Genomic DNA, 23,746 nt, shown 5'->3' with positions numbered 1-23,746 from the left:
CCCTTTGGAGTGCGTCTAGCTGCGGTCGTCGAACGTCGTGTCGAGCAGGGTGAGCAGCGGCCCGCGCGGGGACTGTTCCTTACGCGCGTTGAACGGCAGCGTGGTCGCCCCGAAGCTGAGCAGGCCGTAGCCGGCTTCGACGGAGGTGAACGCCCTGATCTGGTCATCCGACAGCCCGAGCAGGACCGCCAGCTCGTCGGCGTCAGTCTTCTTCTGTCCAAGCAGGAACAGGCAATCACAGTTCGACAGCATCAACCGGGCCTCAGGCACCGCCAGGAGTTCCTCCACGTTCTGCGTGATGCCGGTGGGCAGCAGACCGTACTTGCGGGCCCGCTTGTAGATCGACAAGAACGTGGCCAGTGCGTGCGGGTTGGTGAACATCAGGTGGAACTCGTCGACGTAGAGCCAGGTGCGGATCCCTCGGCCGAAGTTGGACATGACCCGGTTCCACACCTGGTCGAGGACCACCATCATCCCGAAGGTCTTCATGTGGTCGCCCAGCTTGGCGATGTCGTAGTAGATGAACCGGTTGGACACATCCACGTTGGTCTGCTGCGCGAACCCGGAGAACGTGCCGGTGGCATACATCTCCAGCGCCGTGGCGATCGCCGCAGCTTCCGGTTCGGCCTGGAGCAGCAGCTCCCCATGCAGCGACCGCAGGGTGGGCACGGGCTGGTTCTGGTCGTCGAGGTAACGGTGATACAAAGTGGTGATCGACCGGTCGAGGATCGACTCCTGCGCGGCCGACAAACCCCTGCCGCCACCCAGCAGGACACGCAGCATCGACAGCAGCGATTCTGCCTTCAACCTGACGGGGTCACCCTCACGGGTGTTGAGCACGATGTCGAACGGGTTGATCACCTGCGACGAGCCGGCATGGACGTCGACGACGGTCGCATCGAACGCATCCGCCAGCGGACGGTACTCGTGTTCGGGGTCGATGATGATGACCTCATCGTTGGGGCGACCGATGAGCACTTCTGCGATCTCCCACTTCGAGAAGTGGGACTTGCCCGACCCGGAGGTTCCCAGCACGAACGCGTTGCCGTTACGTGTCCGTCGACGGTCAGCAATGATCGGGTTCCCCGTGGCCGCGTTGGTGCCATAGAACAGGCCCTGATCGTCGAGGATCTCCTGCGACGTGAACGGCACCATCACCGCCACCGCCGCCGACGTGAGCGTGCGATGCACCGGCAGGAACGACTCCCCCAGCGGCAGCGCGGTGTTGAATCCCTGCTCCTGGAAGAACTTCATCACCGCCAGATCACACGACTCGGTCTTCGCCGCTTGGCGCACCTTCGTCACCCGATCCTTCAGCTCCTCAGCCGACGACGCCTGGACCATCACCACCAACGTGGTGGTGTAGAGACGCTGATCGTTGTCGTCGAGGTCGTGCATGAGGTCCTTGACCTCAGCCAACGACCGCTTCAACGACTCCGGCAGATCCTCCTCCGGGTCCATGTTCGCCTTGACCAGCTTGCGGCGCCGGTCCGTGCGTTCCATGTCGAGCTCCGCCTTGCGGCGCATCACCAGATCACGCGACTCTGACCGATCGATCGGGGAAATGTGGAAGGAGATGACCAGATCGGTCTGCACCTCCGACAACCGCCGAAACAGCTGGTCGCTCATCCACGACGGGTAGTCGCGCAGCACCAACGTCTGGCACCAGATGTCTCCCTCGTCGCCGGCCAGAACCAGCTCGCTGCGGGTGGGGAACTCCACCGCCTGCGGGGCCAGCTCGTCGCGGGTGGTTGCTCCCGAGCGGGCCATGCCGGCGTAGTCGAACCCGGCCGCGTAGCAGCCACGGGTCAGCTCGCGCAGCAACTCGATCCGGCCCGGTCCATCGACGCGGTGGGCGCGGCACTCCAGCAGCGTCCACATCTGGTTGGTGACCTGCTCCACCAGAGGGTTGAGCACGGCCAGGGCCTCGTCGAGCGACTCGCCAGACACCGTCAACGTCAGGTACTTCTCTGCCACGATCGAGTAGCGCGACTCACCGATCATGGACCGCACTAGCTTGTTGTGGTCCGAGCGGTACACGCTGACCGCGTCACCGTGCAGCGGTTCGGGGAACAGCACCTTGCCCAACAGGGTGTCGCGCTCCAGCCGGCGGTTGACGATGGTGACCTGCAACTGCTGGCCCATCGAGAACAGGTTGAAGAACCTCGCGTAGCGCTCCAGCAGCTCGCGCTGCCGATCGTCAGTGGCCAACTGGTAGTTGATGTCAGACAGGCGCAGCATCACCGAGTATTTCCCACCGCCGAGCACGCACACACCTGATTCGGTGATCGCGTCGTACCACAGCACGCTCTGGGCCTTCTTCGCCTCCGCAGCCCGTGCCTTGGCCTTCTTCTTCGCCGCAGCCTTGGACGACTTCGGCGTCGCGGCAGGCGTGCCTGCCGGGTTAGTGGCCGGCTTCTTCGACTTGCTCTTGTTTCCGAGGAACACGAGGCCTCTTCCCTTCAAACGACTCTCTTTGGTGCGCCTGCCACAGCGCGTCATTGGCATACAGGCGCTTGGTGGGGCGGGCCAGGAACCGCCACACATGCCCGGCGTACTTCTCGAACCGCATCCCGAACGGTTTGACCCAGCCCCACGCGGCGAACGGCACCGCGATCGGGATCATGAATCGCACTGGGTTGGTTGGAGTCTCCATCGTTTTGAAACGAGGATGGTCTCATGCCGAAGGACACCACCCCGGGGAAGCCGACCACGCGTCGCTACAGCCCTGAAGAGAAGGCCGCTGCGGTGCGGATGGTCAGGACACTGCGTGCCGAGTTGGGAACCGGGCACGGCACGGTGCAACGCGTCGCGGCCCAGCTCGGTTACGGCACCGAATCGGTGCGTTCCTGGGTTCGCCAAGCTGACATCGATGAGGGCCACGTCGCCGGGGTCAGCACCGGCGATTCGGAGAGGTTGAAGGCGCTTGAGCAGGAAAACCGTGAGCTCAGGCGTGCCAACGAAATCTTGAAGAGGGCAGCGAGTTTCTTCGGGGCGGAGCTCGACCGCCAGCACAAGAAGTAGCCGCGTTCATCGACGCCAACCGCGACGACATCGTCGCGGGACGGCGTTTGGGGGTCGAGCTCATCTGCCGCGTGTTGCAGGTGGCCCCAAGCAGCTACTACGCGATCAAGGGCCGGCAACCCTCGGCACGGGCTCAGCGTGATGAGGTGATGGGCCCAGTCGTGCGGCGGCTGTGGGAGGACAACTACCGCGTCTACGGTGCGCGGAAGATCTGGAAGGCAGCCCGACGTGCAGGTCACGACGTGGGCCGCGACCAGGTCGCCCGACTGATGCGCGCCGCCGGGATCGAAGGCGTGCGGCGAACCAAACGGGTCCGCACCACCAAGCCCGACCCGGGCATGCCGCGGCACCCCGACCTGGTCCGCCGCGACTTCACTGCCACGGCACCGAACCAGCTGTGGGTCACCGACCTGACGTTCGTGCCGACCTGGGCCGGCATCGCCTACGTCTGCTTCATCATCGACGCCTGCTCGAGAATGGTCGTCGGTTGGCGGGTCGCGTCCCACATGCGGACCACGATGGTCCTCGACGCCATCGAAATGGCCCGCTGGTCACGCGGCACTCAGCTCGATGGGCTGCGGTGTCACTCCGATGCCGGGTCCCAGTTCACGTCGATCCGCTACGGCGAGCGCCTCGCTGAGATCGGTGCGGTGCCCTCGATCGGCACCGTCGGCGATTCGTATGACAATGCCCTCGCCGAGACGGTGAACGGCTACTACAAGGCCGAGTTGATCCGCGGCCCGGCCCGTGAAGGACGCCCCTGGAAGACGGTGGAAGACGTCGAACTCGCCACACTGAGCTGGGTCCACTGGCACAACCACCAGCGCTTGCACAGCTATCTGTCCGACGTCCCACCAGCAGAGTTCGAGGAAACGCTCTACGCTACGAAACGGACCGACCAACACCTGGTCGGAATCCAATAGCCCGAGCCTCCATCAGGCCCAGTGCGATTCATCACGATCCACGACACGATGCTGAAGTCCGTGGTCCCAGCCAGGAACAGAGCCACCACCAACCCGATCGTGACGGCACCGACGACCACGACCGCCAACAACTGGCGCCACGTGAACCCGGCCATCACCTTCGGCTCGATCGAGGTCAGCTCCTCGTAGACCCTCATCTCCAACGCCACAGCAATCCACCCGGCTCACTTGATGTCGAACGAGGAACCGAACACGTCGATCAGCAGTGCGCCGGACTCCTGGACCAGCAAGGTGGCCTCATGGTCAGTGGGGCCCTCCCCCGTGGTGGTGAGCGTCAACGTGAACGGCACGTGGCACCGATCGGGGCCATACACATAGACCATCTGACGTCCCTCGTGCAGTTCGATTCGCCGGTTGGCGATCGACTCATCCAACGTCGCTTCCCACCCGGTCACGGTGCCGGCGTGGTCGATCAGCCACTGATCGCCCTGCGAGATCTCCATCTGCCCGATCATTTCAGCGGTGCCGACCAAGTCCAGCGACGCTGACTGGTTACGCCCCAGCGTCAGCTCGAACTCGTTGAACTCCTTGACCCCGTCGGTCATCGCGCTCAGGGTGGCTCCGTCGAGCAGCCCGGTTCCGCGTTGCGCGCAGCCCCAGAACACGTCCTGGTTCTCGGCGTCGGTGTCGCGGGCGATCCGCAGCACGTTGTCGATCTCGTCGATGTTGACCGAGCGTTCGATCGTCTTCAGAGAGTCGTGGTAGTCCTCCGCGAACCGCAACTGCTCCATCTCAACGAGCGCGTCTTGGCGGACCTCGTTGAGGTCCCGTGCCGGAGCACCACACCCCGACACTAACCCCACTATGACCACTGCCCCCGCTAGCGTCGCTAGGGTGGTGTGGCGGGTTCTAGTTGCCCAGTAGCTCACTGGCGATCCTTCCTGATCCGAGGACGACCATGCCCAGCACGACGCCCATCATGATGAAGCTGCCGCTGATCGACAGTGCAGCGGTGACGGCGTTGCCGTCGAGGTTGGCAAACGCGCTACCGGCCCAGGTGCTGGTCACGGTTTGATAGATCGCGAACGCCAACACCAGCACCAGGGCTTGGAGGACGATCGCGGCATAGTTACGCAGGAACCCCACGCCGAAGGTGCGGGTCTCCTGGGTGGCGAACATCGCGATCGGTGCCGGTGCGAACGCGGCGAAGATGTACAGCTTGACGAACCGGACCACCACCAGCGCCAGGGCTGCGATCATCGCGCCCTTGTTCACCAGCCACGCCAGCAGCATGAAGATGATCAACACCGTCTGCCCGAGCCAGTCCATGTCGTCCACCGACGTGAGGAACCCGTTGAGCTGGTCGCTGCCCACACCGGTGGTCACCGCAGTGATCGTGTTGGCTTGGCTGGCCATCTCGGCAAACAGGGCGTAGATGCCCTGCATCACCACATGGGTGGACTCGAAGATCAGTTTGAGCATGACGAACTTCACCAGGGTGAAGAACGCCGTCTTGGCGAACGTTTCCCCGTCGCCGTCGGTGCGCATCCCGATCCGCACGAGCTCCAGCATGAACAGCACCACCAGGATCAGCGTCGCGGCCGGCATCACGATCGTGTCGGAGATCGTCACCATCAGCGCCGCCGTCGACGCGGAGTACTCCTCCGGTGACTGGAGCACGTCAGTCAGGTTGAGGCCGAACATCGACCCCAACCCTCCCGACATATCGCGCAGGATCGGCTCCAGCACGTCACGCGCGAACGACACCTCAGCCCCTCAGCTCAGCCGCCGAGCGTGCCCAGGTACACGCCGCCGGCCAGGACAAGCCCGCCGCCGACGATCTGGAGGATGCCGCCACGCATACCGGAGCCTTCCTGCTCCTTGATCGCGAAGCCGAGGCTGATCACACCCCACGCCAGCCACAAGCCGCCGGCCACCGACACGAAGGTCGACAGCAGCGTGATGATGCTCTTGAGTTGGTCCATTTCGGGTTCTCCTTTAGGTGAGAGGTTTCGTGTAGAGAGAAGCTTCAACAATGAGGTTGCGCGACCACACGCGCCGCCCGTCGCGGGTGATCCCTTCACCGGCGCAGGTCACCAGCACCAGACCCCGATCGCCGGTGGACGATCCCCACACCGACTCCGGCAGCGCATCGGAGGCCACCTCGTAACGGTCGGTGACCAGGAAGTGCTGGACGGTGTCGCCGTCGACGACCGTGATCAGGTTGCCGGGGGTGATGTGGCGAAGATCGATCAGCACACCAGGGCGCTGGCCGACCCACACATGCCCAGCCAGCATCGTCACCCCGACGGTGGCGGACAGGTCAGCCGACTCGCGCCATGCGCCGATCGCATGGTCCGGGGGAATCCAATCTCCACTGCTCCCGCGACGCAGATCAGCTCCGATCGGGGCATCCACCCCGAGAGCAGGGATCTGCACCCTACGAGACCCGCGTGCAGCCGCCGGCCCGCCGCTGGGTGAGGATGCTGTGGGGACGGCGGTGGGGCCGGTCAGGGCCGGTGTGGGGTTGTGGAGGGGTTCAGCGGCGGGGGCTTGCACCGTGCCGTCGACGACGGCTAGGCCCTCGGGTGCCACAGGTTCAGGGGTGGGGGCGGTGGTGAACGCCGCGACCGTGGCCGTGACGCTCACCACCAGCAGCAACCCGACCAGCCACCAGGCCAGCCGAGTCGCCCAGGGACGCCGGGCAGCACCGGCCTGGCTCGAGTCCAGGCTGGTGTTGGGGGGCACACGGTGCTGCCCGACGTGCTTCATTGGTTACGCACCCGTCTTTCGGGTGCGCAGGGTGCGGGCACCCACGCCCGCGGCGCCGAGCAGAGCCACCGCGCCGACCGCGATCAGCGGCCACGCGGGGCCACCGCCAGCAGTACCCAGCTCGGGCACGTCACCGGTGCTGATCCCACCGCCCGACGTGCGGGCGATGGTCACCGTCTGCTCGACGTCGTTGAGGTCCGCGTGCGCGGTGATCTCAACATCGCCGTGGAACAGGGTCTCGAACACGACCAGGGTCTTGTTCGCGTAGCCGCCCGGGACGGTGAACAGCACGTCGACCACGCCGTCGGCGGTCTCAGCGGTGAAGCTGGCCTCACCGAGGATGCCGGTGCCTTCGCCGGTGGCCTTGTCCATCAGCTCACCGCGCACCGTGTAGGTCTCCCCCGGCTGGAGACCGGTGTAGGTGACCTTGTCGACGATGGTGCCGCCAGCAGCCAGGAGCTGCTTGTCGCCGTCGGCCTGATCGGTCGCAGACGTGCGCAGATCGGGCCAGTACACAGTCTGGGCCACGTCGTTGATGTCGGCATGGACCGCCACCGTGTTACCCTCCAAGCTGACGGTTTCGAACGCCACCAGGACCTTGCCCTGATGATCGGCCACGACGGTGAACTCCAGCTCGACCTCCCCATCGGGGGTGGTCGGGGTGAACGTCGTCGACGCCTTCGACGCCAGCAGCAATGGCTCACCGCTGGCCTTGTCCATCAACTCACCCTCGATCAGATAGGTCTTGCCGGGGATGAGGCCCTGATAGGCCACCACGTCAACGACCTGCTTGTCGCCGGCATTGTTCAGGAACGAATCGCCGTCAGCCTTGTCGGTGGCGGTGGTGCCGATCTTCGTCCACCAGATCGTCTGCTGCTCATCGTCGATGTCGGCGTGGATCGCGATCTCACGACCCTCATGGAACAAGGTTTCGAACACCACGATCGTCTTGTACATGTGCGCCACGCTCACGACGAATTCCAGCTCGACCTGGCCCGACGGTTCGGTCGGCGTGAAGGTGGTCGTCGCCGTGATCTCCGGCGACAGGGGCTCACCGGTGGCCTTGTCCATGAGGATGCCCTCAACGGTGTATTCCTTGCCGGGGACGAGACCGACGTAGGGCACCACGTCGACGATGACCTGCTCGGTCGCGCCGTGGAGGTGCTGATCGCCGTCCGCCTTGTCGTGGGCCTTGGTCTCGATCTCCGGCTGCGTGACCAACGTGGTCTGGGTCACATGCCCAGGGGCATGGATGGCGGTGATGGCATCCTCACCGGCCTGAGCGGTCAGCTCGTAGCCGTAGGTGAGGCATCCCAGTTCCTTGACGGTGTGCTCGCCGAGCCCGGTCAGGGACCAGGTCCCGTCGGCCGGCACATCACCAGCAGCAAGCTGCTCAGTGAATGAATCAGCCACAGCAGCATCGGCCCAGTCGACAGCCTCACACGAGCCCTCGACCGCAGGGGCGGCGTAGAGGGTGCCGGTCAGGGTGTAGTCGATCGGGGTGTCACCGATCGAGGACTTCACACCAGTGACGGTGACGTCATCGGTGATGGTGTGACCCACCAGCGCCAGCTGCGCCGACACCTGCGAGGCCACCTCCATATCGAGCCACAGGCTGGTTTCCGAGGTGACGGCATCGGGCCACTGCGACTCCTCATTATTCACATCAGCAGCAATCTGCTCAGCCCACACGTAGTAGCCGGCCTCGGAGACCGTCTGCGCAGTGGAGACGACAGTGGCGTTGCCCTCATCGTCGAACGAGCCTTCGAAGGTCGAGATCCCGACGACGGGGTCGGTGTCCGGGTTCAGCGGCTGGCCCACCGGATCGACCTCGAACGGGCCGAACAGCGTCGAGGTGCCGCTGAATGCGGCGCCGGGCTTGCCGTTGGTGGCGTCGATCGTGTCGGTCAGCTCCCCGGGCCCGTCGATGAGGGTGTCGGAGGTTTGCGTGGTCGCCTCCGGCTGATAGCGCAGCACCTGGCCGGTTTCGGAGGTCACGCCGTAGTTGTGGACGAACGTCTCGTGTGAGGTGTCGCCGCGGAGCGTGCCGGTGTAGGAGTACCAGCCGGCAGCTGCCGGGATGTAGTCGGCGGTGGTGCCGGTGCCGTTGCCCTGCGCGTCGAGGGTGATCGAGATCTCACCCGACCATGCCACCGCAGCACCCTCAGGTGCGGTCGCGGCCTCGACGGGCTGCTCGGCCACTGGCCCGTACAAGGTGGCGTCGACGATCACGGTCGAGCCGGGACGGCCACCGGTAACGGTGATCTCGTCACGGATCGGGTCCCCGACCCGGATCCCTGCCACGGCCGAGGTGACCGTGGAGATCTCCGGGGTGCGCTTGCGCAGGTGCCCCGTCTCCGACGCGACGCCGTAATTGTGGCTGAACGCCTCATGCGACTCGTCGGCGCGCACCGTGCCGGTGTAGGAGTACCAGCCGGTCTCCTCGACCGTGTACGGCGTGGACGTGACGGTGGCATTGCCTTGGGCGTCCAGCTTCACCGACAGCGTCTCTCGGGTCGCTTCTGGGGTGCCGGCCGGTGCGGTCGCGGCCTCGACCGGCTCATCCGCGACCGGGCCGTAGAGCACCACATCGACCTGCACCGTCGCACCGGGACGTCCCCCAGTGATCTTCAGCTCATCGGTAACCTGGTCTCCGACCTTCAGCTCACCGTTGGCGGCCGATGACACGGTGGTCATGGTCGGCGTGAACACCGACATGAAGCCGGTCTCCGCCGGGACACCGAACTCGTGGTTGAACGCCGCATTGTTCGCGTCGCCAGCCCAGTTGACATCCCACGTGTACCAACCCGGCTTCGTCGGCGTGAACCCTGCCGACGTCGCCTGACCGTCGCCGCGCGCGTCGAGGCGGATCGTCACATCGGTGCGGAACGCGACCGGCGCGCCGGACGGGGCATCTTGCCGCTGTGTCGGCTTGGAGTCGAACGGGCCATACAGCACCGCCGGGACGACCATCGACGTGTTCGGCTTGCCCCGTGTGACGCGGATCAAGTCAGTAATCGGCTCGCCGATCTTGATGCCCGCTACAGCCGAGGACACCGTCTCGATCACCGGCGTCTCTTGGAAGGCTTCGATGGTTGCGGTGGCGCTCAGCGGGTCGTTGGTGGGGATGCCGCGTCCGATCATCCGCTGGAAGCCGGCCTCTGCGTAGAGCGTCATGGTGGTGCCGGGGAGTCCGGCGACCGAGGCGGTCGCGGTGACCGGCTTGGTCCGGTCTGTAGTGCGGTATGTGAAGGCGGTGTTAGCGTCGACGATCTTCGAGGTCTGCCCGTCGGTGAACGTTGCGTTGCCGAAGGTGAGGCGGACCTGCGGGTTGGTCTCGAACCAGGGCCCGTCGGCCGGGGTGAGGAACTTCAGCGGCTGCTTGCTGAGCGTTGAGCGGACCACTGGGGTGGCGCCGGTCTCGGTGAGGTTCATCACCAGCTCGTAGGGGCCGGCGTACTTGTTGGCCTGGGCATCCATCGCGGTGATGTAGTTCTGCATGGCAGCCCAGTCGGTCGGCTCGTTCGCGGCGACCTGGCGGGCGGCTTCTTCCCCGCCGCTGGAGGGGTACTGGCGCTTGACCCAGTAGGCCAGCGCTGCGGCCTGGTAGGGGTCCTTGGTGAGGCTGTAGGTGTGCATCATCCAGGCGACCTTGGGGTTGGAGACCTGGGTGGTGTTGGTGGAGATCACCGACGGCACGCGTTCCAGTGGGTCGATGCAGATCCAGCGGCCAGCGCCGCCGGGCATCAGGTAGGTGGAGAAGGTGGTCAGGCTCCTGGTGGACCAGGCGCCTTCCCCGACACCGGTCATCGACTGGTAGCCGCCGGCAGGGCCGGAGCCCTCCACCGCCGTCCAGGCGTTGGCTCGGGTCGCGGTCAGCGACACGAGCAGCACGAGCGCAGCAACCAGTGTTGCTACGACTTTACGAAGTCTCATTGTTCTCGACTTCCCCTTTCCATGGGTTTGGGTTGAGGTCGGCCCCCGAGACTTCGGAGACCGCGAACTAGTTGCCCGGATACAACGACCAGTCGTGCTCCGCCTTGATCACCGCGACACACCACTCGGCGTCACACGCGTACGCCCCGCCGAATCCGACGTTGAGAGCGCTTGTCATCAAGCTGTAGTGGCCCGGGGACTTCATCCAGCCGTCGACAAGCACACTGACCGGGCGACCGATGGTCGTGCCAGCGAGGTTCTCGCCGTACACTCCGTCGCCTGCCACGCAGCCCGGCAGGGAGTGGTCGAGCGAGCCGTGGGCGAGGTTCGACTGGGCGCACTTGAGGGCTTCGGCGTTGAGCGTGGGGTCGTAGGCGACTGCCTTACCGTCGTTGCCGTAGCCGACCTTCACTCCGTCCTCGATGCGGGCCTTGTTGGTCCACTCGACCAGTGACTTCGCGAAGGTGTCCTGGTCGTCGATGCCGACGCGGGCGTCGTACGGGCCGACCGGCGTCGGGGTAGGCGTCGGGGTGGGGGTGGGCTTCGGCGTCGGGGTGACTGCCGAGGTGGGGGTGGTGAACTGGACGATGTTGTTGAGGACCCACTGGCGCTGCTTGACGAAGCTGGTGCCACGCGTGCTGCGCACCGCTGCGACGACGTCGACCATGCTGTAGGAGCGGCAGCCGTTACGGCCGGTGGCGGGGGTGTTGCATTCGGTGCGCCACAGCCGACCATCGGAGGCGGTCCACTGCCCCGTCCGGGCGAGCGGGTTGCCTGCCCAGAGGCGGGCATCCGAGGGGAGGTAGGTGAGGTTGTTGAACACCCATCCGGTGGTCTGCACGTAGCGGGCACCGGTACGGATCACGGTCGAGGCCTTGATCTCGGTACGGCACCGCTTGGTCTGGGAGTAGGGCTCGCAGGTGGTGCGCCATTCGCGCCCGTTGACGACGTGATAGCCGGGCTCGGTGTACACATCGGCGGCAGCCGACGGTGCCGTGGCGACCAGCGCGCCGGCGGCGAGGGTGAGGGCCGCAGTGAACGCGGCGAGGATACGACGAGACATCTCAGGAACCTTTCGCTAGAGGAGAGTCCTGGTCATCGTCTCGCGCAGCACTGACACCGCTCCGGCCGGGTGCAGCAGGGTTGCGCAGTTCAGCGCGGAGGTACTCCCCCAACGCGACATCAGCCGGCACCGTCGAGGGGCCCGGGTAGGTGGCCATGAACCACTCACGGGGACGGCCAGCATCCTCCGAGCCGGTCAGCTCGGCGCGCTTCTTCTCGACCATCCACAACGGCCGGAACTGGGGCGGCTGCGGAGCGGCAGGGCGGGGCACAGCCGTCAGGCGGCGCGGAGCGCCGTCGACCGGGATCGCCCCGACCCGGTGCAGCACCAGACCGCCCAGCGACCGCACGTTCGGTGGCAGCGCGTTCCCGGCCAGCGTGTCGTGGATCCGGTCCGGGCTCCAGCCAGCCTCCAGCCGCTCGACCAGGAGCCCGACGACTCGCAGCGCGGTCGGCCCGTCGAGGGCCTGCATCGGCCTGGGGAGGCAGTCACGCAGCACGAGCCACTGCTCGGCCGTCGGCCCAGGCGGCAACGTCTCGTTCTCGTCGTTCGACACCCGACCCGACCCGACCGGCCCGTCGCCCAGCTCGTCGACCTCGGAGTCGTCGCTGGGGGGCAGGGGGGTTGGGTTGGTGGTTCTAAATGGTGGTTCTTCCTTATATGTGAGTCCCACTGGTGGGACACCCTCAGTCCCACTGGTGGGACTCACGGACTCGAACTCCCCGTGAGTCCCAAAAATGGGATTCACGGCCTCACTAGGCACTTCATCGAAGTCGGGTTCAGAGTCGATGGGCCCGTTCCCGTGAGTCTCATTTTTGGGACTCACCATCTGACTAGGCATGTTGGGCTGAGTGACCTCAGGGCGCGGACCCATCTTCCGGCGGGAACGATGCACCGAATCGGGCACGTTCAACCGGATCACGGACACGCTCATCACCGAGCCAGTACGCGAGTTCTCGCGGTACTCACGGGTGCCCATCCGGGTGATATAGCCCTGCGCTTCCAGGGATTGCAGAAGTCGGTGGACCGTGGACTTCGACTTGCACGTCATGTCCATCAACGTGTCGATCCGAGGCCAGGCCTCGTCATCATCGTTGGCGAAGTTCGCCAGCAGGAGAAGGACCAGCTTCTCCGACAACACCGGCAGCTTCACCTCCGCTGCCCAGTTCACGGCCCAGAAACTCACCCGGGTGTCCCTTCCCAGTCGAGGTTCAGCCGGACCAGCTGCCCGCGAGGATGCTCACCCAGGCGCTCCAGCGCGCCGGCGCTGGCAAGCACCGCCACCGTCGCCTGAACCTGCTCCGGGGACACGCAAGCGAACCCTGGGATCCAGCCGCTCACGTAGCCGGCCCCGTCCTCCCCCACGCATTCAGCAATCCCGAGCAGCACGAGGCGCTCAACAGGATCATCAACCTTCACCGACATCGCCCACGCAGTCGCATGCACAGCCATCAGTTGCCACCTTCCAAGAGTTGGAATCCAGGGAGCCCATCAACGAGCTCGAACCGAACCATCCCCGCGGTCTCCAGCCAGGCCAACGCCTCAGCCACCAGAACCACCGACAACCCGACGTGCGGGGCCACCTCGACCGCAGTCCCCTGCACCCAGCCATCCACGGCCAGCCCATACAGAACCGCCTGCACGCGCCTCGTGACGGCGGTAGGCACCCGATCGGTAGTCACATCGATACTCACAGCGCCACCTTCGGAACCTCGACAGGCAGCGCGTCCGCGATCCCCGTGAACATGTCCGGGATCAGCAGACGAAGCGCGAACCACTGAGACGATGCCGCCAGGAGCTGGACCAGACCGCAGTCCTCCAACTCACGCAACGCCTGCCCCACCCGGGCCGTGGAGCAGACAGCCACATCGCGCAGCACCTGAGCCGGGACGCGAACCTCATCACGATCAGAAGCGAGATGGCCAAGGGCCACCAACACCGAACGCGACACCGCATCAGGAACCTTCGCCCCCAACGCCCACGACACAGCCCACACCGACATTCCGACTACTCCCCCGGCGTCGTGGGAGAAGCTGGCTCCTGGACACCCGCGGAGCTGAGGAGATCTCCAACCCAGCCAGAGGGGACAGCCCAACGACCACTCGGGAGCTTCTTCGCTCCGGGAATCTTGCCGGTCTTGCACCAACGCGACACCGCGCGTGCGTTGCCGTCGGGCAGCAACTCCGCCACCTCGTCGGGCGACCAGAACGGCTTGGCATTTAATGCCGCTGGTGTCATCTCGTGATACTCCACGGATGCAGTATCACCTAATGCCAGTTCTGGTGTCAAAGCAACACACGTTGCACGTCTTGCACTTACAGGTACTGTTTGCCTATTCTGGCCCCATGGCACAGCATCACGAGATCGCACGCTCGAACGGCTTGACCGACGGCTACTCGATCTATGAGTCGATCGGCATCACGATTCAGAGCGCTCTGTTTCGCCGCAGACTCAGGAACAAGGATCTGGCCGAGGCGCTCGGGGTGACCCCGTCCGTAGCTGGAAAGAAGCTGCGGGGCGACGTTGCTTGGTCGCTTCAGGACGTCTTCGCGGCGGCACAATTGCTCGACGTCGACGTCGCCACCATCCTGCCTCGCAAGAAAGCAGAGAATCCCGACCAACTTCCGTTGGCCGGGATTCCCGATGTGGTAGCGGGGACAGGATTTGAACCTGTGACCTCTGGGTTATGAGCCCAGCGAGCTACCGAGCTGCTCCACCCCGCGTCGCTTCGACAACTATACGGAAGCCCTTCCCAGAACACAAATCGAGGTCGGTGTTCGAGTTGGGGCATGGGTTCCACGGTGGTTCACGTCACCCCCGACACCGGCAACGCCGCTGGGCGAGATGTGCTGGGCGGGCGCTGTGCGGGTATGAATGGACCCATGAAATGGTTGCGGAACGCGGGCTGGGTGGCAGCGGGCATCGGCCTGGCTGGGACCGCTCTCGGAGTTTTCGGTGCACGGTCCCTGAACGGGCCGAGGCGCGAGTGGCCGCCCTACGGCTTCACACCGTTCGAGGTGGGGCTGCAAGCCGACAACGTCACCTTCACCGCCGACGACGGGGTGCGCATCGCCGGCTGGTGGTTCGACGTGCCGGGGTCGCGCAGCGTCGTCGTCATCGCCCACGGGCACCGGGGCAACAAGTCGGACCTGCTCGGCATCGGGCCGGGCCTGGTGCGCCGGGGCCACAGCGTGCTGCTCTTCGATTTCAGGGGGTCGAGCGACTCCGGCGACGGTGCGCTTTCGCTGGCCTTCCACGAACAGCGCGACCTGTTGGCGGCCGTGGACTATGCAGCGGCACGCCGCCCCGACGCCCGGCTCGCCGTCGTGGGCTTCTCCGGGGGTGCTGCCACGGCCATCCTGGCAGCAGCCAAGGAGACCCGCGTCGGGGCCCTGGTGCTGGACTCCCCCTTCGCGACTCTGACGGACGTGGTGGCCCAGGCCTTCCGTGGCCACCGCCTCCCCGCGGCGCCGTTCGTTCCGCTCGTGGCGCTCGCCAACCGGGTGGTGCACGGCTACCGGCTCCACGACGTGCGCCCCATCGACGCCATCGCCGAGCTTGCGCCCCGGCCGATCCTGCTGCTGCACGGCACCCGTGACGAGGTCATCCCCTACCAGCACGCGCTGGACCTGAGGGACGCGGCAGGGCGCGACGCCGTCGAACTGGTGACCTTCGACGGGGCGTACCACTGCGGCGGCTACTTCTCCGACAGGCCCGGCTACATCGCGCTGGTCGACGACTTCCTGCAGCGTTGGCTCGACAGCTGAGCCGCTGACCACACCACAGTGAAGCCGTCCCGCCGAAGGAATTCAGCGGAACGGCTCCAGGAACTTTAGGGACCGGCCCCCAAGGTTACGGACGCTGCGGAGGCGGCTGGGTCTTGGCCGGATCCCGCTGGACGAAGCCGCCGAGGACCTCGTCGATCCGGGACATGACATCAGCGGGCAGTTCGACGCCGCTGGCCTTGACGTTCTCGGCCACCTGCTCCGGACGCGAGGCACCGATGATCGCCGCCGCCACGTTCTCGTTCTGCAGCACCCATGCGACGGCGAGCTGGGCCATGGTCAGGTCCACCTCCTCGGCGATGGGGCGGAGGTCCTGGACGGCGGTGAGCAGGTCGTCCTGCATCCACCGGCTGATCATCTGCTGGCCACCCTTGGCGTCGGTGGCCCGCGAACCCTCTGGCGCACCCTGGCCCGGCAGGTACTTGCCGGTCAGCACGCCCTGGGCGACCGGGGACCACACGATCTGCGACAGGCCCGCCTCCTGCGAGGCGGGGATCACCTCGTCCTCGATGACCCGCCACAGCATGCTGTACTGCGGCTGGTTCGACACCAGCGGAATGCGCAGCTCCCTGGCGTACCTGGCAGCCTCCAGGATCTGCTCGCCGCGCCATTCCGACACGCCGATGTAGAGCGCCTTGCCCTGGCGCACGATGTCGGCGAAAGCAACCATCGTCTCCTCGAGCGGCGTCTCCACATCGAAGCGGTGCGCCTGGTAGACGTCCACGTAGTCCATCTGGAGCCGCTTCAGCGACCCGTCGATGCCCTCCATGATGTGCTTGCGGGAGAGGCCTGCGTCGTTGGCGCCCTTGGGCCCGATCGGCCAGTAGACCTTCGTCAGGATCTCCAGAGACTCGCGGCGCTCACCCTTCAGCGCCTCGCCCAGCACCTGCTCAGCGACCGTGTTCGCGTAGGTGTCCGCGGTGTCGAACGTGGTGATGCCGTTGTCCAGGGCGGCGCGCACGCACGCGCTCGCCGCGTCGTTCTCCACCTGCGAGCCGTGGGTGAGCCAGTTGCCGTAGATGATCTCCGTGACCTTGAGACCCGAATTGCCGAGATAGCGGTATTTCATGGCCCACAACCTACTCTCCGGAGCACCTCGGCGGGCACGCTAGGCTCGCCGGTATGACCCAGGCGGACCTCCACTACGAACTGAGCCAACACGCACTCGACAACGGACTGCAGGTCGTGGTGGCGCCGGACGACGCGGCGCCCGGCGTCGCGGTCAACATCTGGGTGGAAGTGGGTTCCGCCGACGAAGTTGCGGGCCGCACCGGGTTCGCGCACCTCTTCGAGCACCTCATGTTCCAGGGTTCCGCCAACGTCACCAGCGGCGAGCACATGGCCACCGTCGAGGCCCTCGGCGGCACCGTCAACGCCACCACGTCGCCGGACCGCACCAACTACTTCGAGACAGTGCCTCGTGGCGCCCTCGACCTGGCCCTCTGGCTGGAGGCCGACCGGTTCGCGTCGCTCGCCATCACCCCGGAGAACTTCGAGGCCCAGCGCCAAGTGGTCAAGGAGGAGAAGCGCCAGCGCTACGACAACCAGCCCTACGGCGACCTCCTCGAGCTCCTCACCGCTCAGCACTTCGCGCCGGAGCACCCGTACGGGCACCTCACCATCGGGTCCATGGAGGATCTGGACGCCGCCTCGCTCAGCGACGTGGCGGCCTTCTTCAGCACCTGGTACCCGGCGAGCAACCTCCGCCTCGTGCTGTGCGGCCCCGTCGGCATCGACGAGGGGCTGAGCCTCGCGGAGCGCCACTTCGGTCACCTCCCGGCGCTGTCGAAGCCTGCCCGCGGGGCGATGCCGGTGGGCGGGCTCGTGGCGCCGCAGACCGACGTCGTCACCCGTCAGGTCCCCCACTCGCTCAGCTACCTGTCCTGGGCCACCCCGGACGCGGCGCACTCGGACGTACCGGCCCTCGACATCGCGCTGGCGGTGCTCGCCGACGGGAACACCAGCCGCCTGCACCGGGCCTTGGTCAAGCGCTCCGATGTCGCCTATGAGGTGCACAGCGGAATGTTCACCAACCGCTCCACAGCGTCGCTGACGACGCTGGTCGGACGCCCTGCAGACGACGTGTCGCTGGAGCAGCTCTCCGACGCGATCACCGGGGAACTGGCCACCTTCCTGGTGGAGGGGCCGACGGAGGCGGAACTGGCCCGCGCCGTGGCACAGTTCGAGCGCGACTGGCTGTGGGACCTGGCCACCACCAGCGGGCGGGCCGACGCCATCAACGAGGCGTGGCTCCTGCACGGCTCCCCGAAGTACGTGAACAAATATCTCGGCGACGTCCTCGCCCTCACCCCCGACGACGTCCGCGTGGCCGCCGCAAGATGGCTGCAACCCGACGCCTGCCACACACTCCTCTACCGTGCGGAGAACGCCCGATGAATAGACCAGCGGTCCAGCTCGCCACGCCCTGGCACTTCCCCACCCCCACCGTCGTGCGTCTGGATTCCGGGCTCAGCGTGTGGCACTTCCACCTCCCGGGCCAGCACGTGGCCACGTTCGAAGTGGTCCTCCCCACCCAGCTCACGTATGAGCCCCGCGACAAGGAGGGCGTGGCCAACGTGGCTCTGCACGCCATTGACGAGGGCACCCACCAGCACCCCGACGGCGGGATCGGCGAACTGCTGGAGGCGCAGGGTGCAACCCTCCACGGCGGCACGCACCACCGCTACACCACGTTCGGCGGGCAGTCTCCCTCGCGGCGACTGACCGCAGTGCTGCCGCTGTTCGCTGAGGTACTGACGCAGCCCGCCTACAGCGAACGCGACGTCGCGCACCACGTGGAGGCCCAGATCGCCTCCCACGAGTCGCGGCTCGCCTCGCCCGGCGCCGCGAACCGGCTCGCCCTGCGCGCAGCGCTGTACGACCCCACCCACCGCGATTCCCGGCCCACGAGCGGCCTCCCGGAGACGCTCCAGCGCATCACCGCGGCCGACGCGGCGCAATGGCACCGGAGCCACTTCTCCCAGGTCGGCGCCACCCTCGTCATCGCCGGTGCCGTCACCCTGGACGAGGTGCTTGAGGGCATCGGCGGCTGGCACTCCGGGCAGCCCGCGGCGCAGGGGCTGCGGCCCACGTCGCCGCTGCAGGGGCCCAGCGTGGTGGTCGTCGACCACCCGGACGCCGTGCAGGCCACCGTCACACTGGCCTCCCGCACCGTGACGCGCAACGACCCCCGGTGGCCCTCCCTCAGGGTGGCCGGCCATGCCGTGGCAGGAGCGTTCGCCAGCCGCCTCAACCTCGAACTGCGCGAGCGGCTCGGCTACACCTACGGGATCAGGGGAGGCTTCTCCCCCGGCGTCGACGAGGGACAGTTCAGCGTCGGCGGGAGCGTGCGCACCGAGGTCGCGGGCGACGCCGTGGCCAGGATGCTCGACGGCCTGGCGCTGGCTGAGCCCCTGTCGGCCGCGGAGACGGACGATGCCCGGGACTTCCTGGTCGGGATCGCGCCGCTGGCCAATGAAACCTCTGCGGACATCGTCGCCCAGGGCTCCGCGTTGGCAGGCTCAGGCATCTGGCCGGACTACCTCAATGAGCACTTCGCGGCGCTCAAGCTCGTGACGGCCGAGGGCGCGACGGCCGCGTTCCGCGAGGTCGTCGACCCCACGCACCTGACGATCGCCGTCACCGGCGCCGCGGCCGAGTTGGTCCCCGCTCTGGAACAACTCGGCCTGCGGCCGCAGGTGGTTTAGCCCCCGTCGAGCGCCTTGATCGCCTCGGCGACCTTCTCCTCGGCGCTCTTGGTCTTGGCCTGGAATTCGCCCAGGTTGCCTTCCTTCAGTGCGACGTCGGCGCCCTCGTAGAGCGCCTGCGCCTCAGTCAGCAACTGCCTCGCCCGCGCCTCGGCACCCGTGGCGGGCGTGACGCTCGGCGCCGGCGTCGGCTCTTCTCCCTCGACCTCGCCTCCGGGCTCGACGACGGGCGGCACGCCCTCCGCGCCACCCTCGCCCGTTTCAGCGCCGGCGTCGCCCTGGAACACCTGGTCCAGCGCGGCCTGCAGGGTGTCGCCGATGCCGATGTGTTCGCCGAAGCGCACGACGATGAAGCGCAGCGCCGGGTAGGAACCTGACGTGACGGCCTGGGTGTAGATGGGCTGCACGTAGAGCAGTCCGCCGCCCAACGGCAGCGTCAGCAGGTTGCCATGAATGGCGGTGGCCGAGGCCCCCTGCCGGTTGAACGGGAGAAGACGCTCCGCCACCACCGGGTTGGTCGAGATGAAGTTGAACGTCTGCCCCGGACCGGCGATCTGCTCTGCATCCGAGAGCTTGAGCACCCGCATCCGGCCAAAGTCATCGGAGGTGGCATCCGAGTTGACCGCCAGGTACACCGACAGGTTCTCCCTGTCCTTCGGCACGAACACCGTGGTGTTCGAGTAGACCGGCTCGTCGTCGCCGGGCCAGCGGATCGTCAGGAAGTAGGGTGGCTGCTTCTGCCGCGACTCCGAGCCGCGGACAGGGTCGTTGGGCACTTGCCAGACGTCGGACTGCTGGTACCAGGTACCCGGGTTGGTGGTGTGGTAGCGACCCAGGATCTCCCGCTGCGCCTTGAAGAGGTCCTGCGGGTAACGCAGGTGAGCCAGCAACTCCGGTGAGATCTCGTCCTTCGGCGTGATGGCGCCGGGGAAGGCCTTGGACCAGGTCTGCAGCAGCGGGTCCTCCTCGTCCCATTCGTAGAGCGTCACGGAGCCGTCGTAGGCGTCCACGACGGCCTTGACGGAGTTGCGGGCGTAGTTGACCTGCTGCCCGAGCAGCAGGCGGTCCGCCGACGTGTGCGAGTCGGAGATGGCCTGGGTCCAGTCCAGCCGGGTCGCGTTGGGGTAGGAATCGGTGGTGGTGTAGCCGTCGATGATCCAGACCATGCGGCCGTCGACCATGCTGGGGAACGGGTCCGAGTCGATGGTCAGCCAGGGGGCCGCCTCGTGCACGCGCTGCACCGGGATGCGGTCGTGCAACACCCGGGACTGTTCGTTGACCCGGTCCGACAGCATCAGGTTGATGTCGCCGAAGCGGATCGCGAACGCGGCCTTGGTGAACCAGTTGCCGATGGGCACGCCACCGGAGCCGGTGTAGGTGTACAACGACTCCGAGCGGCCCTCACCACCGGAGGGGGTGTCCAGCTCCACGGGGTCGCTGCCCTCAGGGGCTCCCACGACGACGTAGTAGTCCGTGCGCTCACCGAAGTAGATGCGCGGTTCATGGGCGTCGAGCTTGCCCATCGTCGGGATGCCGCCGGAGAAGAACACCGGCTCGCCGTTGGCTTCGCGCTGGTTGCCATAGGCAGCCACCATGCCGTAGCCGTGGGTGTAGACCGTGCGACGGTTGTTCCACGTGTCGCCGCCCTCGATGGATTCGAGGTTCAGTTCGCGGACCGCCACGACGGAATCCGTGGGCTTGCCATCGATCACGTAGCGGTCAACGTCGAGCGTGCGCGGGAAGGCGTAGTAGCCACGCACCTGCTGCAACTGCTCGAACGTGGGCGGTACCACCGTGGGGTCGATCAGGCGGATGGCCGGCAGCGCCGCGGCATCCTGACGCAACTGGCCGGCGCTGGCGCTGGTGGTCGCCTCGTAATCCTCGATCTCGACGTCCTCGATGCCGAAGGCGTAGCGCGTCGCCTTGATGTTGTTGGCGATGTAGGGACGTTCCTTGTCCTGCGGGCTGGGATCCACCTCGAAGGTCTGGATCATCCACGGGTAGGCCATGGACAGCAGGAGCCCCGAGACGATCAGCAGGGCGATGGAGGCGCCGGGCACGCTCCAACGCACCCGCCACGCGTTGAAGAAGCTGGCCAGCGCCGTGATGACTGCGATCGCCGCCATGATGATGGCGACGGGCATGCGGGTGTTGGCGTCGGTGTAGCCGATGCCGGTGAAGAGCGTCGACGGCGTCACGCTCAGCGAGTAGCGCTCCAGCAGCGTGTTCACCGCGATGACGAGCAGTACGAGGCCGAGCATGATCGACAGGTGCCGCTGGGCACCCACCATGGCGGGGCTGTTGCCACGCCCGCGGAACGCCGCTGTGTTCAGCGCTCCGGTCATGAAGTGGACGGACGCTGCTGCGATGCCGCCCACGATGAGGGAGAAGAGCACAAAACCGGTGATGAACTGCAGCCACGGCAGGGTGAACACGAAGAAGCTGGCGTCCATGCCGAAGTACGGGTCGTCCTTGCCGAACGGCGTGCGGTGCCACCAGGCGAGGAACGTCGGCGTGACGCCCGCGGCGGTGAGTCCGCCGAGGATTCCGAGGACGCCGGCCGGGACGGCCATCAGCGCCTTGGAACGCCGGTCCAGGGCGTCGCGCAGTTGCACGAGGAACTCGGAGTCGAGGTTGGCCCGACGGACCTTGGGCCGCAGCTTGTAGGCGATCAGCTGGCTGAAGAACACCACGGCGAACAGGAACAGCCCGAAGACCAACAACAGGCCGATGCGGGCGGCGAGCTGCGTGGTGAACACCGTCTGGAAGTCGATGCTTCGGAACCACAGGTAGTCGGTGCCCACGCGGGCGGCGATGACCGTGAGGAAGATCAGGCCGCCGACGATGAGTACCGTCCAGAGAAGGGGTCCGCGCCGTGGCTCGGCGTGGGCGTCGGTCAGGGTCTCGGTGCTCACGAGTCCTCACTCCTGAAGGTATCGAGCAGTGCGTCGGCGAGTCCGGGCACAAGGTCTTCGGCGCCCAGCAGGTCGTCCGGGTTGTCCTGGAGCCGGGCGAGCCCGTGCCTGGCTCCGTCGCGGAGCACCCCCACCACGACGCGCACGTCGGTCTTGGCAGGGTGCTTCATCACGAACATGGCCGCCTCATCCGGGTCATCCGGGATGTCCTTCTCATACTCCGGGGGGAGGAAGGCCCGCTCGAGTGCCAGGGCGCAGCCCTCGACGGTGTCGGGCCAGTAGATGCCCGCCAACCTGGCGAAGAGATCGTCCGTCGCATGGAACTCGTCCTGCTCGATGGCGGTGAGCGCGTCGGGGGCCGTGTCCGGCACCCTTCCCCGCAGATGTGGCTCCACATCCAGCAGCGTGCCGGTGGTCACCAGCGCGAACAGCCGCGCCGGCTGGTCCCATCCGGCGCCGGAGACGTGTCTTTCAACGTCCATGAGGCAGGCGATAAGTCGGTCAGCCACAGGTAGGCACCTCCGCAGTGTTTCCTTCGTTGATGAGTTGCAGGGCGGCCACCGCGTCCTTGAACGTGGCCACCTTGATCAGGGTCAGGTCAGTCCTGAGGTCCCCGATGTCCTGACAGTTGCGCTCCGGGACCAGGAATATCTCGGCACCGCCACGCTGGGCGCCGGTGATCTTCTCGCGGATGCCGCCGATGGGCCCCACCCGGCCGTTCGCGTCGATGGACCCCGTGGCGGCGACCACGCGACCGCCGAGCAGGTCGCCTTCGGTGATGCGGTCGTAGATGCCCAGCGCGAAGACGAGCCCGGCGCTGGGGCCCGTCACGGCGGCATCGATCCCGAACGTGATCGTCGGGGAGTACTGGTAGCCGATGGCCCAGCGCACGCCCAGATCCGGCAGGCGCGGGTTGGTGGCGTTCGGCTTGGTGGTGACGGTCTCAGTGCGCTGCTGGCCGTCACGCAGGATGGTGAATGTGAGGGTGTCCCCGACCGAGCGGCCCGCGATCACGTTCTCCAACTCGTCGATGTTCTCGACCGGCTGGTTGTCCACCTGCCGGATGATGTCGCCAGGCAGCAGCTTCTCTGCGGCGGGGCCGGTGAGCGACACCGCGCCGACGCTGGGTACCTCCGCCACGGGTACTCCCTCAGCGCGGAGCGCAGCGACGATGGCCAACGTGCGTGAGTTGTCCATCTGGAGGGTGGCCTCGGCGCGCACCTGCTCGATGGTCTTGCCCGGGGGGTAGTAGATCTCGCGCGGGATCGCGTCGGAGCCGGTGGCCATGTGCACATACAGGGCTTCAGGGAGACTGATCGTGGACTCCACCCGGGTCGCCGACACCGTCGTCATCAGGAGGCGGCCCTCGGACGGGTGGGTGGGAAGGCCCCCGGAGATTTCAATGACGGGCCCGGAATCCGTGTTGCCCAGCACGTCCACTGTCTGGCCGGGCCGCCAGGCCACGTACGGCACCGGAGTGAGGACCAACAGGGCTGCCAACGCGGCGAAGAGCAGGGAACTGACAATGGCGACGGCATTGCGTGACATGGCGGCTCCCTTCTGCGCGACTGCCGTCACACTACCAACCGTCGACAAGCGGTCGCGCGGCGCTTGCCCCATG

General features: G+C 66.6%; 22 protein-coding genes, 1 tRNA gene, 1 pseudogene and 1 other annotated feature. Of the genes and pseudogenes, 5 read left to right on the top strand and 19 right to left on the bottom strand.

Features of this window, described 5'->3' with window-relative positions:
• Window positions 1–15 precede the first annotated feature (15 nt).
• Both J7D54_RS06200 and J7D54_RS14435 read right to left on the bottom strand, forming a co-directional pair.
• The gene (locus tag J7D54_RS06200) at window positions 16–2,448 is read right to left on the bottom strand and encodes a VirB4-like conjugal transfer ATPase, CD1110 family (RefSeq protein ID WP_139280258.1); all 2,433 of its coding nucleotides are present in this window, start codon (window positions 2,446–2,448) and stop codon (window positions 16–18) included.
• On the bottom strand, window positions 2,405–2,656 hold the full coding sequence (locus J7D54_RS14435) for a PrgI family protein (RefSeq protein ID WP_370585882.1): 252 nt from the start codon (window positions 2,654–2,656) through the stop codon (window positions 2,405–2,407). The genes J7D54_RS06200 and J7D54_RS14435 overlap by 44 nt, the downstream gene beginning before the upstream one ends.
• A gap of 23 nt (window positions 2,657–2,679) precedes the next feature.
• Between J7D54_RS14435 and J7D54_RS06190 the strand changes: the two genes are divergently transcribed.
• Window positions 2,680–3,947 (top strand): IS3 family transposase gene (locus J7D54_RS06190; protein ID WP_182764961.1). Its coding sequence is split into 2 segments (ribosomal slippage): window positions 2,680–2,983 and window positions 2,983–3,947, totalling 1,269 coding nucleotides; the frame shifts between segments, so codons are not numbered across the junction.
• Window positions 2,979–3,113: a sequence feature (AL1L pseudoknot), on the top strand. It overlaps the preceding gene by 135 nt.
• Here J7D54_RS06190 and J7D54_RS14430 read toward each other — a convergent pair.
• From J7D54_RS14430 to J7D54_RS06135, 12 genes and pseudogenes are all read right to left on the bottom strand, one after another.
• Complete coding sequence (locus tag J7D54_RS14430) at window positions 3,902–4,102, bottom strand: hypothetical protein (protein ID WP_371811090.1); 201 nt, start codon at window positions 4,100–4,102, stop codon at window positions 3,902–3,904. The genes J7D54_RS06190 and J7D54_RS14430 overlap by 46 nt on opposite strands.
• A 69-nt stretch (window positions 4,103–4,171) precedes the next feature.
• A complete protein-coding gene (locus J7D54_RS06180; RefSeq protein ID WP_139280257.1) occupies window positions 4,172–4,801 on the bottom strand; it encodes a hypothetical protein in 630 nt (209 codons plus the stop codon).
• A gap of 55 nt (window positions 4,802–4,856) precedes the next feature.
• The gene (locus J7D54_RS06175; protein ID WP_073188924.1) at window positions 4,857–5,714 is read right to left on the bottom strand and encodes a hypothetical protein; all 858 of its coding nucleotides are present in this window, start codon (window positions 5,712–5,714) and stop codon (window positions 4,857–4,859) included.
• 14 nt (window positions 5,715–5,728) lie between these two features.
• Window positions 5,729–5,932, bottom strand: a complete 204-nt coding sequence (locus tag J7D54_RS06170) for a hypothetical protein (RefSeq protein WP_073188921.1) — start codon at window positions 5,930–5,932, stop codon at window positions 5,729–5,731.
• Between the two features lie 13 nt (window positions 5,933–5,945).
• Window positions 5,946–6,719: a class F sortase gene (locus J7D54_RS06165; RefSeq protein WP_084189577.1), complete on the bottom strand. Its 774-nt coding sequence runs from the start codon at window positions 6,717–6,719 to the stop codon at window positions 5,946–5,948.
• Between the two features lie 3 nt (window positions 6,720–6,722).
• The gene (locus tag J7D54_RS06160) at window positions 6,723–10,655 is read right to left on the bottom strand and encodes a VaFE repeat-containing surface-anchored protein (protein ID WP_182764884.1); all 3,933 of its coding nucleotides are present in this window, start codon (window positions 10,653–10,655) and stop codon (window positions 6,723–6,725) included.
• A gap of 67 nt (window positions 10,656–10,722) precedes the next feature.
• Entirely contained in the window at window positions 10,723–11,718 is a 996-nt protein-coding gene (locus J7D54_RS06155; protein WP_073188917.1) for a CAP domain-containing protein, read from the bottom strand.
• Between the two features lies 1 nt (window position 11,719).
• Window positions 11,720–12,391 (bottom strand): hypothetical protein, encoded by a 672-nt coding sequence (locus J7D54_RS14250; protein WP_245244271.1) that lies wholly within the window; start codon window positions 12,389–12,391, stop codon window positions 11,720–11,722.
• Between the two features lie 318 nt (window positions 12,392–12,709).
• Window positions 12,710–12,859 (bottom strand): annotated as a pseudogene (locus J7D54_RS14245) (helix-turn-helix domain-containing protein); the annotation flags it as partial.
• Window positions 12,860–12,900: 41 nt separating this feature from the next.
• Window positions 12,901–13,170: a hypothetical protein gene (locus J7D54_RS06145; protein WP_073188913.1), complete on the bottom strand. Its 270-nt coding sequence runs from the start codon at window positions 13,168–13,170 to the stop codon at window positions 12,901–12,903.
• Window positions 13,170–13,412: a hypothetical protein gene (locus J7D54_RS06140; RefSeq protein WP_073188911.1), complete on the bottom strand. Its 243-nt coding sequence runs from the start codon at window positions 13,410–13,412 to the stop codon at window positions 13,170–13,172. The genes J7D54_RS06145 and J7D54_RS06140 overlap by 1 nt, the downstream gene beginning before the upstream one ends.
• Window positions 13,409–13,720: a hypothetical protein gene (locus tag J7D54_RS06135; RefSeq protein ID WP_073188909.1), complete on the bottom strand. Its 312-nt coding sequence runs from the start codon at window positions 13,718–13,720 to the stop codon at window positions 13,409–13,411. Before J7D54_RS06135 ends, J7D54_RS06140 begins: the two co-directional genes overlap by 4 nt.
• A gap of 220 nt (window positions 13,721–13,940) precedes the next feature.
• On the opposite strand from J7D54_RS06135, the gene J7D54_RS06130 reads away from it, so the two are divergent.
• Window positions 13,941–14,408, top strand: coding sequence for a helix-turn-helix domain-containing protein (locus J7D54_RS06130; RefSeq protein WP_371811089.1), 468 nt, complete (start codon window positions 13,941–13,943; stop codon window positions 14,406–14,408).
• On the opposite strand, the gene J7D54_RS06125 is transcribed toward J7D54_RS06130, so the two are convergent.
• A tRNA-Met gene (locus J7D54_RS06125) sits at window positions 14,365–14,441 on the bottom strand. The genes J7D54_RS06130 and J7D54_RS06125 overlap by 44 nt on opposite strands.
• A 159-nt stretch (window positions 14,442–14,600) precedes the next feature.
• Here J7D54_RS06125 and J7D54_RS06120 point away from each other — a divergent pair.
• Window positions 14,601–15,485: an alpha/beta hydrolase gene (locus J7D54_RS06120; protein WP_182764886.1), complete on the top strand. Its 885-nt coding sequence runs from the start codon at window positions 14,601–14,603 to the stop codon at window positions 15,483–15,485.
• An 85-nt stretch (window positions 15,486–15,570) separates the two neighbouring features.
• Here J7D54_RS06120 and J7D54_RS06115 read toward each other — a convergent pair whose 3' ends face one another.
• Complete coding sequence (locus tag J7D54_RS06115) at window positions 15,571–16,572, bottom strand: aldo/keto reductase family protein (protein WP_182764887.1); 1,002 nt, start codon at window positions 16,570–16,572, stop codon at window positions 15,571–15,573.
• A gap of 53 nt (window positions 16,573–16,625) precedes the next feature.
• Between J7D54_RS06115 and J7D54_RS06110 the strand changes: the two genes are divergently transcribed.
• Window positions 16,626–17,900 (top strand): pitrilysin family protein, encoded by a 1,275-nt coding sequence (locus J7D54_RS06110; protein WP_182764888.1) that lies wholly within the window; start codon window positions 16,626–16,628, stop codon window positions 17,898–17,900.
• Window positions 17,897–19,210 (top strand): pitrilysin family protein, encoded by a 1,314-nt coding sequence (locus J7D54_RS06105; protein ID WP_182764889.1) that lies wholly within the window; start codon window positions 17,897–17,899, stop codon window positions 19,208–19,210. Before J7D54_RS06110 ends, J7D54_RS06105 begins: the two co-directional genes overlap by 4 nt.
• Here the strand turns inward: J7D54_RS06105 and J7D54_RS06100 are convergent.
• The 3 genes from J7D54_RS06100 to J7D54_RS06090 are packed head-to-tail and all read right to left on the bottom strand — an operon-like array spanning window position 19,207 to window position 23,673.
• Window positions 19,207–22,125 (bottom strand): UPF0182 family protein, encoded by a 2,919-nt coding sequence (locus J7D54_RS06100; RefSeq protein WP_245244171.1) that lies wholly within the window; start codon window positions 22,123–22,125, stop codon window positions 19,207–19,209. The genes J7D54_RS06105 and J7D54_RS06100 overlap by 4 nt on opposite strands.
• Window positions 22,122–22,634: a PPA1309 family protein gene (locus J7D54_RS06095; protein ID WP_245244169.1), complete on the bottom strand. Its 513-nt coding sequence runs from the start codon at window positions 22,632–22,634 to the stop codon at window positions 22,122–22,124. Before J7D54_RS06095 ends, J7D54_RS06100 begins: the two co-directional genes overlap by 4 nt.
• Window positions 22,627–23,673, bottom strand: a complete 1,047-nt coding sequence (locus J7D54_RS06090; RefSeq protein ID WP_182764890.1) for a PDZ domain-containing protein — start codon at window positions 23,671–23,673, stop codon at window positions 22,627–22,629. Before J7D54_RS06090 ends, J7D54_RS06095 begins: the two co-directional genes overlap by 8 nt.
• Window positions 23,674–23,746 lie beyond the last annotated feature (73 nt).

Origin of the sequence: Tessaracoccus sp. MC1865, from assembly GCF_017815535.1 — a bacterium.
In the GTDB taxonomy this organism is placed as follows: Bacteria; Actinomycetota; Actinomycetes; order Propionibacteriales; family Propionibacteriaceae; genus Arachnia.
Note: the sequence above shows the minus strand (reverse complement) of the source record. Positions and strands in the feature narration are given on the sequence as shown.